Source organism: Stenotrophomonas sp. 22LJNL06-5-1 (assembly GCF_056861455.1).
Genome location: NZ_JBSPUE010000005.1, coordinates 239,564 through 252,629 on the forward strand (window position 1 = coordinate 239,564; position 13,066 = coordinate 252,629).

Here is a 13,066-nt window from a genome sequence, read left to right on the forward strand (position 1 = left end):
GGGCTGCATGGCTTACCAGCCGATGCCCACGCCGACGCCCATGCTGCGCTCACCGCTGTTGGTGAACGCACCATTGAGGCTGAAGGTGGCCGAACCCTTCTCGTTCAGCACACGCTGGTAACCCACCGCCATCGCCGACTCGCCCTCGCTGTAGCCCACGCCCGCACCCAGGCGGTTGTAGGTGGCCAGGCCGGCGGTGTTCATCGCCATCGCACTCTGCGCGCTGCTCATTGCCGCCATGCGGTTGAAGCGCTTGTCCATCTTGTCCAGGCGTCGCTCGAAGTTGCTGATCGCACCGTCGGTGTACTCGTTGGCACGGGCCAGCATCTTTTCCAGGTCTGCGGTGTCGACCTGCGGCTTGGGCGTGTCGTCCTGCTTCGACTTTGGCTGCGGCGTCGGCTTGTCACCTTTACCGGTAGAGGCGATCTGCGGCGAGCCGCTGGTTTCCGGCGTCGGCGCGATCTCTTCGGTGGATGGCGAAGGCGTGGACGCTGCGGCCATGGCGCGGGCCTGCGGCTGATCGTCAATGCGCTGCTCCAGCCCATCCATGCGGCCATTGAGCTGCTGCTGCATCGAATGCAGCTGGCCACCGTTGACGGCATCGCGGCTGCCGGCCGCGATCAAGCCGTTGGCCACGTTGGAGATGACCATGCCGTTGGCACCGGCCAGGGTGAGCTGCTGGGTACCGTCTGCGCGTGCCGAGGGGGTTTCCTGGAACACGGAGCGGAGCTGGGATTCGACCTGGTTCACGCGCGAGGTGGTGCTGACCACTGCACCGTCGAGGGCTTCCAATGCGCCATTGAGGGTGGACTGGGACTGGCCCTGCACGTTGAAGCTGGGGCCGACGATGTTGCCGTTGGCATCGACATCGCTGCCGAGTGCGGAGAGCGCGCCGCGCAGCTGGCCGACGGTTGCGGCGTTGTGGTTGGCGGTGCCGTTGGCGATGTTTATGAGGCGACGCTGCATGCCACTGTTTCCGAACGATGCAACTCCGGCTTCATTTGCCTGAGCGCTGCTTCCAAGTGCCAGCGACCCGTGAGCCCCGCTTCCAACTCTTGCGCCAGCACCAATCGCGACACCTTCATTCGCACCGCCCGCGCCTCCACCGACCTGCGCACCGACTCCCATTGCGAATCCATCCGCAGAATCCACAGAGACAGCCGCCGCTCTACCAATTGCGGTCGAGTTCTTTCCCATGGCCTCCGCAAATGTGCCTACCGCAGTTCCTCCCTCCAGTCCCGTCTTTGCTGAATTTCCCAACGCAACGCCCGCAGCACCTGCTTCTGCGCGTTCACTGAAGGGGGCTGACCCGATACTCATGAACTGCGCGACATCCTCAAGTTCCGAAACACGGCTGTTGGTCTCATAGAGCTGACTGCCACGCACAACATCCGAGCTATCAGCCGACAGCGTCGCCTCCGCTACACCAGTCAAACGCGCACCGCCGAAATCGATCGGGCCGCTCGCATCCAATCCACGCATGGCCTGCTCGCCCATCTCCCGCTCCTTGCGCATCGCCTCCACATCATTCCGATTCTGCGAGATCTTCTGCTCTGCGGCGTACAACTGGCTGCCCGTTACGGCATCACGGCTTCCTGGCGCCACTCGGCCGTCAGCCAGGTTGGTCAGCACCATGCCATTCACGCCATTCAGCGCGATCTGGTTCGTGCCGTCGGCACGAGTCGAGGGCGATTCCTGGAAGATTGAACTCAGCTGGCCTTCCACCTTGTCCGTGCGACGGCCTGCGGTGATGACGGCGCCATCGAGTGCCATCAGCGCGTCCTCGACGCTGCTCTGCGTTCCGCCCTGCACCGCGTAGGTCGGAGCGATGATGTTGCCATTGGCATCCATGCCTGCGCCGCCGCCGAGGGTGGCGAGGGAATCCTTGAGCTGAGAGACAGTGGTGGCGTTGTGGTCGGCGGTGCCTCGGGCGATGTTTACAAGGCGGCGCTGGATGCCGACACTCCCGAATGACGCAACCCCAACCTCATCAGCTTGGGAACCCATTCCAAGTGCTAGCGAGTTGAGAGCTCCACCTTCAACGCTTGCGCCAGCACCGATCGCCACACCTCCACGTGCACCGCCAGTGTCTCCGCCGACCTGTGCACCGACTCCCAATGCGAACCCATTCTCGGAATCCACAGAGACAGTTGCCGCTCGACCAATTGCGGTGGAGTTCTTCCCCATTGCCTCCGCAAACGTGCCTACCGCAGTACCTCCCTCCAGTCCCGTCTTTGCTGAATTTCCCAACGCAACGCCTGCCACACCCGCTTCGGCGCGTTCACTGAAGGGCGCTGAGCCGATACTCACAAACTGCGCGATATCCTCAAGATCTGAGACGCGTGAATTGGTTGAATGCAGCTGCCTACCAGACACAGCCTCATCACTACTGGCGCTCAAGAGCCCATCCGCTACACCACTGATCTTCCGATTGGCATTGGCGCTGTTGCGCACGTCCAACGTCGCACCGTTGTTCTTCCCGCCCAGGCGCACATCGCCGGACGCGGAAACCTGCGCCACCAGCCCGCCCAGCGCCGCGGTCTCGGCCAGCGCCTTGGTTGCATCCGTCTTTGCCACACCAGCATCTGCACCCGCAGACCTAGCGATACCCTCCACCGTCGTCACCTTGTCATTGGTGGCACTGAGCTGCCTGCCGTTGACGGCCTCGTAGCTGCTGGCGCTGACCACGCCATCGGCCACGCCGGTCAGCTTCCGGTTCGCATTTGCACTATTGCGCACATCCAGCACGGAGCCACTGTTCTTCTCACCCACGCGAACATTGCCGCTGGCACTGACCTGATTCAGCAGTCCGTTGAGCGTCCCCACCTGCGTCAGCGCGGTGTTCGCTGCGGTCTTGGCGGAACTAGCATCGCTCATCGCAGTGCTGACGTTGCTGTTGGTGGTGTTGAGCTGCCGACCGGTCACCGCATCGGTACTCGCCGAGGACAACGTCGCGTCCGCAACACCCGTGATCCTGCGGTTGGCGTTGGCACTGTTCCGCACGTCCAGGACCGTACCGCTGTTGGATGCGCCCAGACGGACGTTCCCCGAGGCTGATGTCTCGCTCAGGAGGCCCGAAAGCGTGTTGGCCTTTGCCAGTGCGCTGTCAGCATTGGTCTTCGCGGCGTCGGCGACGGAGCGCGCGGCCGCCACATTGCTGTTGGTGGAATTCAGCTGCTTGCCTGAAACAGCATCCGTACTGGTTGCGTTTAGCGTGCCATCCGCCACGCCCGTGATCTTTCGATTGGCGCTGGCGCTGTTGCGGACGTCCAGCACAGTTCCGCTGTTGCTGGCGCCCACACGAACATTGCCTGAGGCTGAGGTCTGACTCAGAAGACCGGAGAGGATGTTGGCCTTCGACAGCGCGCCATCCGCAGTCGTCTTGGCGGTGTTGGCCGTGGTCCGTGCGGCGTTTGCCGTACTCTGAGCTGCGTCTGCCACGGACTTGACGTTTGCTATGTCCTGATTGGTCTTGTAGAGCTGTTTTCCAGAGACCGCGTCACTGCTGCTGGATGTCAATCGCGCATCCTCGATATTGACGATGCGGCGCTTTGCAGCGGCCGTCCCCACGGACACAGTGTTGGCTTCGGTTGCTACGGAGTTGGCGCCCAGCGCGACGGAGTTCGCGACGCGCGACGATGCTCCGCTACCAATGGTGACAGCGTTCTCAGCTCTCGCCTCGGATCTGTTCCCGATGGCCGTGGCACCGATGTACGCCGCATAAGCGTTTGCACCAAGCGCGACGTTATGACCGCCGTTGGCACTCGTCCGTGCGTTGTATCCAATGGCGATACTGTCCACATCGTAGACGCTGGCCTTGAATCCAAATGCTGCGCTGTTCTGCCCGTCAATTCTGGTCCCGTGACCAAAGGCAAAAGAATTCTGGCCGTTGACACGCGCACCGGCGCCCATGGCCATAGCGTTCACAGCAGTGGTGTTGGCATACGGCGTGAATACCTTCTCGTCATAGTGGCCAGCATGTGGCGTGCAGTTCAATAGATCCCCAGATGAGAATGGATTACATCCAAGGTAAAGACCCGCACTGGCGCTGTTCATCCCTCCGCCAAGCATCAGAAAGCCGAGCAGCATCGTAACTCTGCGATCAATCAAGGAACGCGACCGCTTGCCACGTATGGCTACAAGCTCGCTGCCCACTACCCAGCAGTTCTTGGCAACACTCCAGATACGACGGTAGATGTGGTTCATGCTCTTTCTCCTTAACAGGACATCGGAAATGAGGCCCTGCACATGACGCAGGGCCAGAACGTTCAGGCGCTCGGCGCCAGGGTTGTTGTGTGTTCGCGGTGACCGTCCGTGGACAGGCGGTAGTGCAGCTTCAGGGTGCTGCCCGGCTGAGGCTGGAACGGCAACTTCAGCTCCGCGTCGGGGTATAGGCTTTTGGCAAAGTCGTGGGATGCGCAGGCACCGCTGGCACTGCACTCGGCCAGCCCGGTGATTCCCACGCGCAGGGTCCCTACATTGCGCAGGGTGTCGCCTTGAAACTGCAGATCCACGCTGCCGTTGGTGGGCAGCACGTTCACCAATGCTCCCCAGACCAGGCTGACGCCCACGTTGGCCTGGGCAGCCTGCTCGTCGCCTTCGAGCAGGGTTCCGTCCGGCCCCCTGACGCCCTCGAAGTAGACGCGGTAGGCCGCTTCCTTCTCGACATTACGCAGCGGAATGACGCGGATCAGGCGGTTGCCGCCGCCACTGAGTGCGAACTTTCCAGGCGTGATGGCAATGGCTGCCTCGGCGGCCTCCACTTCCATCTCTTCCTCGCCGGCCTGCGCGGGATTAGAGATGCGCAGCAGGCGTGCCTGCACGTACTGTGGCTGGGTGGAGTACGAGTACACGCGGATCTGCCCGCCACGCTTGGCATCGACGGCTGCGCGCATCGGATGGATGGAGAGGTTGGCATGTGCCACCGGCGGGGCCAGCAGCGCGCTTAACGGCAACAGGCAAAACAGCAGCTTCTTCATGATGTGGCTCCGTAGGAATCAGGGTTTCGCGGTTGGCACGCGCAGCTCAACCGTCAGCTCGCCGTCGTAGAGGCCGGGACGCTTGCTGGCGATGGGCGTAGGCGGGGTTTCCAGCGTCAGCGGTGTGGGCACGCAGTACACGGGCTGACTGAAACCCGGCAGCATCACCAGTCGCAGCTGTGCACTGTCGATGCCGCGCAGCAGCTGCTCCTCGCCGTTCTTCATCGCCAAGCGGTTGCCGGCGTAGTTCAGGCTGACCTGGTAGTCGAGGCGCTGGGTGTCATCGCTGCCACCGTCCCCGTGCCAGACCGCGTAGTCACGCCCTGGAGGTGGTCGTGGACCGCTGTCGCGCACGGTGACGCCGAGGAACTCGCTCTGCGAGCCCACGCCGTCGTACAGGCACATATCCACTTCCTTGTAGCCGCCGACCACCTTGCGGATGGGGTCGTAGCGCAGGTCCATGTTGACCAGTGGGGCAATGCCGTCGAAGCCGGGGAAGTAGATCGAGATCGCGTCATAGTCGGTGACGGTGAAGTCGAAATTGAAGACAGCCGCTGCAACCGGCGCTGCGGCCGGATCAGCTTTGATGTTCAGGCGCATCGTGGCCTTCCAGTGGCCTGCCACGAGTCGCGAAATCTCGCGTTGCGGCAGGATCATCTCGACGCCGGTTCCGAGCGGCTGATCTGCCCCGCTCCCTATGCCGCATGTGTACCAGAATGCTGAATTCAGAACACGCGGTACTGAGTCCCAGTAATCTAAAGTGCAGCGATACCCCGACATAGCTCGCTGTAGGTTTCCTACTGCACGAATCTCGGTACGCAGGCCAGTTCTGATTTCAACGAGACGCAACGTTATCTCTGTTGTTCCCCCTGACGAGCTCAGATCAGCGTCCGTCGGGCACCGCCCAAACTCACTATCAGAAGCAGACCCACAAACCACATGTATCTGCCCATACTTCATCGCTAGATCGTGACTGAAGCCCAGCACTGTGCGCGGCGCCCACAGCTCCACATCACCCGGCACCGCCGAGCGATCCCAAGTCATCACGATGTCCCTGCTCTGGTCCGTCGGATGCGTCTCCGGCGGCCACTGCGCCCACGCCCGTGGCATCACCAGCACCAGCGCACACACCAGCATCAACACACACATCCAACGCCGGCTCATGGCGTACCTCCTGCAGCAGCGGTCTGGGGCATGGCGGCAATCAACGCGCGTTCCTGCAGCAGCCGGGTCACGCGGGCCTGCTGGCGGATCTCAGGCGGCAGCTGGGCCACGGCCAGCGGCTCGCAGTGCACGGCGCCGACCAGCAGCACCACCTGGCGGCGCTCGCGCACCTGCAGCGGGCAGTGCAACAGGCGGTCGTCCTGCAGCAGGTACAGCGTTGTTTCGCGACGCGGGAAATCGGCAACGAAACTGCCGTTGGCGCTGGTGCCGGGCACCGGCGCGTTGAGGATGCGGGCACCGCCCAGCGGCGACCCCGCAAGGTCCCTGGCGCTGCCGATGAAGGTGTAGGTCACTTCAATCGGCACCGGCATGCGCATCAGTTTGCCGGGCGTGAGGAACATCGGCCGTGCACCGCCCACGCCGGTCACGCGGATCGCGGCGATGCTGTCCAGCGTGCTGGCGTCCTGAACTTCGGCGCGATGCGACTGGTACGACGACAACGGCAGCAGCCGACGCTCGCCAATCTGCAAGCGCTGTCGGCGCAGTCCGCCCACCTGCAGTTCGGCGGCCACACCACGCAGGTCCACGTCGTCGGAGCCGTCCACCTGCACGGCCAGACCGGCCTCGGCGCCGTTGGCGCCGCTCCAGTAGACGCCACGGCGGCCCAGGGCGAAGCCGGAACTGTGGCTGCCGCTGTAGCCCGTCTCGCCGCGTCCGCGCTGCTCATAGTGCGCAATGCTGGCGGTGATATTGCCGATGCCGTTCTGCAGTTGGCCACTCAGCGAGGCGCTGTAGCGCTCATTGTTGTTGGCACGCAGTTCGGCGTTCAGCTCCCGATAGTGCGTATCCCGTTCCTGACGCAGGCTCTGGCCCATGCTGTAGTCGATGGCCGGACGCTGATGCTGCGGCTGGCGCACGTCCACCGCATAGCGGCGCTGGCCGCTGCTGGCATGGTTACGCTGCAGGCGGGTCAGGCTGAGGTTGAAGTAGATGCCACGGTCACGCTCGTTGCTGCCGCGCACACTGTCGGTGCTGCGCTGTTGCCAGAGGCCCACGCGCGTGGACACGCTGAAGTCCTGCCAGCGATGGCTGCGGCTGAAGCTGGCCTGCCAGGTGCGGCTGAGCACGGGTTCGCGGCGCGGCTCCAGCGGACCGGGCGGCAACAGCGGATCGAGCCCGAACAACGGGTCCTGATCGAATTCGGGCCGATGCCAGCCGGTGCGCCAGGTCTGGCGCCGGGTGTAGCCCACGTAGACGTTGCCACCGGCCAGCGGCAGCGACACCGAGCCGCTGAGTGAGTTGGTGCAGCCCAGCTGGTCGCGCGCATCGGCCTCGAACTGGCAGGCCTTGCCGCGCATGCGCTGCTGGTAGAGATTCCACGACGCCTTGCGCCGGTACGACAGCTGGTGCTGCTGGCCATTGCTGCCATCGCTGCCACGCATGCCGCTGAGCGTGGCACGCATTTCCTGGGTGGCCAGCACGCGCCGCAGGTCCAGGCGCAGCTCGCCGTAGCTGTGGCCGCCGAGGTTGGCCGCACCGGCGGTAAGGGCGGCATCGCGGCCCAACGGCACGCGCACGCCGGCCATTGCCACGCTCTCTCCATCGAAGCGGTCGCTGCGGCGCTCGTTGCGGCGGCCGCCCTGCACGAACCACTGCCACTGGCTGTTGCTCCAGTCGCCGCCCTTGTCGAACGGCGCTTCCTCGGTGCGCACCAGTACGCCGTCCTCGTAGATGCGCATGCGTACCAGGTAGTTGCCGAATGGGAAATTGCGGGTGTCGATCTGGTTGATGCCGGCCTGCAGGTAGAAGGTCTGCAGCAGGCGTTCGCCGTCGAACACATCGACGCGGGCATCGCGCGCCAGCAGCACGGTCAGCGGTGTGGCCTGCACGGCGGCATCGGTATCCACATAGGCCTGGGTGGTGCCCACGCGCGCGCCCTGGAAGCGGTCCAGCGGCAGCATGCTGAAACTGAAGGTGCCGCCCTGCGGGCTGGACAGATTGCGGCGGTCCATGCGCCCGGCCTGCAGGTAGTGCGCCGGCCCCAGGTCATGGCGGTAATAGACGTTGTCGAACTGGAAGTCGTCGTTGCTGCTACGGCCGCGGTAGCGCTGCTGGGTGTAGTACCAGTCGGCGGACAGATGGCCGCGATCGAACAGGCCCAGCGTGCCCACACCACGCGCGGACAGCGCCTGGTAGTCGCGGCCGCCGCTGACGTTGAGTGTCTGCTGGTGCAGAAAGGCGTTCTCGGCATTGGCCGTGACCTTGTGGTAACGCTCAGCCGCCGGTTCACCGGGAACCCACTGCCGCGCCACGAACAGGCGCACGGCGCCCTCGCCTTCGTCGTACAGCGCGCGCGCGGCGGTGGGGTCTTCGGGTGGGTCGAGATAGCCGCAGCCGGCCGTGGCGCCGCCAAAGCGGCAGGCCAGGTGGCTGTTGCGCGGCAGGGGTTGCGACAGTGCCGGCAGCAGTGCCGCCTGCGCTTCCGCCGGCAGGTCCAGCGCCTGCAGCACGCGCGCAGGATCTTCCAACTGCACGTGCTCCAGCGTCACGCGCACCGGCGACAGCCCGGCCGAGCGGCCGAACAGCTGGATGTCGAGTTGTTCGGTCTGGCCTTCAACCAGATCCTCGAAGCCGGCGGGGACGCCGTGGGCCGCTACCAAGGGAGCAGCCATTGCCAGGGCGAGCGCGACCGCCAGCCGGGTAACGGCGGGGGCGTGTGGGGTCATGGGGGTACCGCTGCAGAAGCGGCCGGCCCGCAACGCGGGCCGGCGCGGGGAAGCCGTGAATCAGGGCTTCTGGTTCATGATGATGTAGACCATGCCTTCGTAGCGGCCCTGTACGGTAAGCGGGCCGCCGGTACCCGCCTGGGCGATGGTCAGCGGCATGGCGATCGAGGCACCCGGGGTCGAGCTGGCGCCGTTGAACAGGTCGGCAGCCTTGAACTCGGTGACCGAGGTGCTCAGCGCATCGGCATTGAGGCTGACGGCCAGCGGCACGCGGGTGCTGCCATTGAGCAGTACCGGATCGTGGCCGAGGCGAACTTCGATGTCCGCGGTTTCGTCATTGGAGTGGATACGCACCTGCTGCGTCGACGGCAGCAGGCCACGCAGCGGATCGTGGGTCATCTGCACGGTATCCGGCAGCGGGGTGCCATCGTCGCGCAGCAGCGCCAAGGTCGGGTCGACGTCGGCGTAGACGGTGATCTTGGTTTCCAGCGCGTGCGCGGACAGCGAAGCGGTGGCCAGCGCTGCAGCGAGCGCGGCCTTCTTGAGAATGGCGTGCATGGGTGTCTCTCTCGGACAGGGGGAATATGAAAGCCCCCCTCCCCTAAGGAGAAAGGGAGGGAGGCGCCGCCCGCAGAGGTGGTTGCAGGCGACGGAGAGAATGTTAGGAATCCACTGCCATGCAGACTATTCAAGCATTCCTAAAACGTTGGACGTTAAGAAGAATCCTTGAAGGTGTTCAATGTTTGAGGGTTATGCAAACTCCCTCACTGCTTGAATGCAACAAACCCCATTGTCTTGCCCTTGTAGAGTCGACTGTTAGTCGACTGCTCTTCCGACACTGCGCGAAACACCCGCGCTGCGCGCGTGAGTCGAGCACGGCTCGACTCTACAATGGGTCATCCACGCATGGCGTGGATCTACTGGATGGGGTTATGCAATTTTCCTCATCCATTGAATACAACAAACCTCATTGCCTCGCCTTTGTGGTGTCGAGCACGGCTCGACTCTACAGTGGTTCATCCACGCACGACGTGGATCTACTGGATGGGGCCAGGAAGGACTCCATGGCCGCCACCAATGCCAAGGGTGCCTCATTCATCGGGTAGTGCCCTGCACTTTCGATGACCTCCAGCGTTGCGTGCCGATAGCGGCACAGATAGGTCTTCTCCATCAGCGACCGGTTGAACGTTGGATCATTCCCACCCACTACCACCTTCAACCGATGCTCGCCAACGATCTCGTTGCTGAAATCCGTATCTGCCCACGCGGAAAGATAGGCGGCAAACGCGCCGGGCGTGGAGCGCTCCATTGAGTATCCGGCCTTCCAGTCCAACCAGGCTGCTGGCAGCCGCCCGCCGGTGCTGCGGTCGATGATGGCCCGCCGGTTGGCGAGGCTGCCTGCGGCACTCTCCAGCAGGCGCCGCGTGGGCGCGTCATAGGCAATGCCGCCGCAGGGAACGGGCGCGATGGCCAGCATGGACCGCACACGATGCGGCGCGAGCACGGCAATGCGCTCGATCGCCATGCCTCCCATGGAGTGCCCCACCACGCTGAAGGTATCGATCCGCAGCGCATCGGCGAGCGCCAAGGCATCATGTGCCACCTCGTCGATGCTGAACTGACCCGTCGCATCGCGCATGCCTCCGTAGCCACGGCAATCCATGAAAACGTAGCTGAAGTGATCGTGCGACAGCCACGGCTCGATCGGCTCGAACGCATGCGCGTCGCCGAACCAGCCATGCAGGACCAGGACGAAGTGAGGCCCCTGCCCCACGCGATGAAAAGTGTTGGCCATGAAAATCGCCACAGTCAGAAGGAATACAGATGCTAGGCAGCGCAGGTGCGGCCCGCCGTCGATGGCGGGTCAACCGCTATAGAATCCGGGCCATGCGCAATTCGCTGCTCGATCCCTACGAAGACCTGCCGCGCGATGTCGTGGTCACCTCGAACGACTACGCGGCCGCGTCCACGTTTCCCCGCCATGCCCACCGACGCGGTCAGTTCGCGTTCGCCGCGCGCGGCACCATCAGCGTGACGACACCGCAGGGACGCTGGCTGGTGCCGCCACGGCGCGCCTGCTGGGTACCGGCCGGGCTGGACCACGAGATGACGATGCGCGGGCCGGTGACGATGCTCAACGCCTTCCTTTCCATCGAGGCGGCCACTGCTGTAGCACTGCCAGCGCACTGCCGCGTGTATGCGGTCTCTCCCTTGCTGCGACAGCTGCTGGAGGATGCAGTGGACCTGCCGCCGCTCTACGACGAGGACGGGCGTGCGGGCAAGCTGATGCAATTGCTGGTGGCGGAGATCGCGTCGATGTCGACGCTTTCCCTGCATGCGCCATTGCCTGCCGATGACCGCCTCGCGCGCGTCTGCCGAGCGCTGTTCGATGCGCCTTCGCTCGCCATCGGGCTTGATGAGGTGGCTGCGGATGCGGGCATGAGCCGTCGCACGTTCACGCGGATGTTCCGCGCGGATACCGGGGTGAGTTTTGCCGAGTGGCGGCAGCAGGTGTGCCTGCTGGTGGCCATCGAGCGGCTGGGGCAAGGTCAGGCGGTGACACGCGTGGCACTGGACCTGGGATATGCGAGCCCGAGTGCGTTTTCTGCGGCATTCCGGCGTGTGCTGGGGAGTTCGCCGAGCCAGTATTCGGAGGTGTAGCAAGAGCAGTCGAGCATGGCTCGGCTCTACAGAAGCGTGCCAACCAAGGTTGGCACCCACCAGGGTGGCGGCAAAAAAAACGCCCCGCGGATGCGGGGCGTTCTCGGCACAACCTACGCGGGCGATCAGCCCTGGTAGTCGCGCACGTCGCTGCCGGTGTAGACCTGGCGCGGACGGCCGATCTTCATTTCCGGATCAACCTGCTGTTCCAGCCAATGCGAGACCCAGCCGGAGGTACGGCCCAGGGCGAACATGACGGTGAACATTTCGGTCGGGATCTGCAGCGCCTTGTAGATGATGCCGCTGTAGAAATCGACGTTCGGGTACAGCTTGCGGGCGACGAAGTACTCGTCCTGCAGCGCGGCCTGTTCCAGCTTCACGGCCACGTCCAGCAGCGGATCCTGCACGCCCAGCTGCTTGAGCACCTTGCTGGTCATCTCGCCGATGACCTTGGCGCGCGGATCGAAGTTCTTGTAGACGCGGTGGCCGAAGCCCATCAGGCGGAAGCCGGAGGTCTTGTCCTTGGCCTTGACCACGGCGGACTCGACGTTGTCGGCGCTGCCGATCTCTTCCAGCATCTTCAGCACGGCTTCGTTGGCACCGCCGTGGGCCGGACCCCACAGCGCGGTGACGCCAGCGGCGACCGACGCATACGGGTTGGCACCAGTCGAGCCGACCAGGCGCACGGTCGAGGTCGAGGCGTTCTGCTCGTGGTCGGCGTGCAGGATGAACAGCAGGTCCAGCGCCTTGACCACGTCCGGGTTCAGATCGTACTGGCCATCAGCCGACTCGAAGGTCTGCTTCAGGAAGCGGCTGACGTAGTCCAGCGAGGTGTCCGGCTTGTTGGCCGGCAGGCCCTTGCCGTGGCGGTAGATCAGCGCCGACAGGGTCGGCACCTTGGCGATCAGGCGCACGGCAGCCTGGCGGCGCTGTTCGGCGTCGGACAGGTCCAGCGAGGCGTGGTAGATGCCCGACAGCTGCGCGATGGCGGCGGTCAGGATGGCCATCGGATGAGCATCCTTGGCGAAGCTGCCGATCAGGGTGTTGATCGAGGCATCGACATCGGCTTCAGCGGCCAGCTCGTCGGTGAAGGCCTTCAGCTGCTCGGCGCTCGGGCGCTCGCCGTTGATCAGCAGGTAGGCCACTTCGACGTAGCTCGACTTTTCCGACAACTGTTCGATCGGGTAGCCGCGGTACAGCAGCACGCCCTTGTCGCCGTCGATGTAGGTGATGGCGGACTTGCAGCTGGCCGTCGCGGTGAAGCCGGAATCGTAGGTGAAATACCCCGTTTCCTTGGTCAGCTTCGCGATGTCGACGCAGTCGTTGCCAAGGGTGGGTTTGATGACGGGCAGAACGACCGACTTATCGCCGGCGTTGAGCGTGACCTGATCAAGATCGGACACTGTGTGCGCTCCTTCATGGGAAGGCGCCTGCCCAAGCGCATTGGTCAGGCACGTGAATGACGTCCTCGGCCTGTGCCGGGGATCAGGTCATTATCGCACAGCAGCATTTGCCCGGCGCTAGACAGAAGTCGTA

The 13,066-nt window shown here is 64.1% G+C and carries 8 protein-coding genes; 1 reads left to right on the top strand and 7 read right to left on the bottom strand.

Going from position 1 to position 13,066, the window contains the following annotated elements:
• Nucleotides 1-12 precede the first annotated feature (12 nt).
• The 6 genes from AC13GF_RS12950 to AC13GF_RS12975 all read right to left on the bottom strand — a co-directional run bounded on the left by AC13GF_RS12950 (nucleotide 13) and on the right by AC13GF_RS12975 (nucleotide 10,664).
• A complete protein-coding gene (locus AC13GF_RS12950; protein WP_483004867.1) occupies nucleotides 13-4,206 on the bottom strand; it encodes an ESPR-type extended signal peptide-containing protein in 4,194 nt (1,397 codons plus the stop codon).
• A gap of 62 nt (nucleotides 4,207-4,268) precedes the next feature.
• Entirely contained in the window at nucleotides 4,269-4,979 is a 711-nt protein-coding gene (locus tag AC13GF_RS12955; RefSeq protein ID WP_483004868.1) for a pilus assembly protein, read from the bottom strand.
• 18 nt (nucleotides 4,980-4,997) lie between these two features.
• Nucleotides 4,998-6,143: a CfaE/CblD family pilus tip adhesin gene (locus AC13GF_RS12960; protein WP_483004869.1), complete on the bottom strand. Its 1,146-nt coding sequence runs from the start codon at nucleotides 6,141-6,143 to the stop codon at nucleotides 4,998-5,000.
• Nucleotides 6,140-8,869 (bottom strand): TcfC E-set like domain-containing protein, encoded by a 2,730-nt coding sequence (locus AC13GF_RS12965; protein ID WP_483004870.1) that lies wholly within the window; start codon nucleotides 8,867-8,869, stop codon nucleotides 6,140-6,142. The genes AC13GF_RS12960 and AC13GF_RS12965 overlap by 4 nt, the downstream gene beginning before the upstream one ends.
• 60 nt (nucleotides 8,870-8,929) lie before the next feature.
• Nucleotides 8,930-9,427, bottom strand: coding sequence for a CS1 type fimbrial major subunit (locus AC13GF_RS12970; RefSeq protein WP_483004871.1), 498 nt, complete (start codon nucleotides 9,425-9,427; stop codon nucleotides 8,930-8,932).
• Nucleotides 9,428-9,875: 448 nt separating this feature from the next.
• Nucleotides 9,876-10,664 (bottom strand): alpha/beta fold hydrolase, encoded by a 789-nt coding sequence (locus tag AC13GF_RS12975; RefSeq protein ID WP_483004872.1) that lies wholly within the window; start codon nucleotides 10,662-10,664, stop codon nucleotides 9,876-9,878.
• A 92-nt stretch (nucleotides 10,665-10,756) separates the two neighbouring features.
• On the opposite strand from AC13GF_RS12975, the gene AC13GF_RS12980 reads away from it, so the two are divergent.
• The gene (locus tag AC13GF_RS12980) at nucleotides 10,757-11,530 is read left to right on the top strand and encodes an AraC family transcriptional regulator (protein ID WP_483004873.1); all 774 of its coding nucleotides are present in this window, start codon (nucleotides 10,757-10,759) and stop codon (nucleotides 11,528-11,530) included.
• Between the two features lie 125 nt (nucleotides 11,531-11,655).
• Here AC13GF_RS12980 and AC13GF_RS12985 read toward each other — a convergent pair whose 3' ends face one another.
• A complete protein-coding gene (locus tag AC13GF_RS12985; RefSeq protein ID WP_126928523.1) occupies nucleotides 11,656-12,933 on the bottom strand; it encodes a citrate synthase in 1,278 nt (425 codons plus the stop codon).
• Between the last annotated feature and the right edge of the window lie 133 nt (nucleotides 12,934-13,066).

Coding starts and splice junctions, on each gene's coding strand:
- AC13GF_RS12980 (WP_483004873.1), top strand. CDS start 10,757: ATGCGCAATTCGCTGCTCGATCCCTACGAAGACCTGCCGCGCGATGTC.
- AC13GF_RS12960 (WP_483004869.1), bottom strand. CDS start 6,143: ATGAGCCGGCGTTGGATGTGTGTGTTGATGCTGGTGTGTGCGCTGGTG.
- AC13GF_RS12950 (WP_483004867.1), bottom strand. CDS start 4,206: ATGAACCACATCTACCGTCGTATCTGGAGTGTTGCCAAGAACTGCTGG.
- AC13GF_RS12970 (WP_483004871.1), bottom strand. CDS start 9,427: ATGCACGCCATTCTCAAGAAGGCCGCGCTCGCTGCAGCGCTGGCCACC.
- AC13GF_RS12965 (WP_483004870.1), bottom strand. CDS start 8,869: ATGACCCCACACGCCCCCGCCGTTACCCGGCTGGCGGTCGCGCTCGCC.
- AC13GF_RS12955 (WP_483004868.1), bottom strand. CDS start 4,979: ATGAAGAAGCTGCTGTTTTGCCTGTTGCCGTTAAGCGCGCTGCTGGCC.
- AC13GF_RS12975 (WP_483004872.1), bottom strand. CDS start 10,664: ATGGCCAACACTTTTCATCGCGTGGGGCAGGGGCCTCACTTCGTCCTG.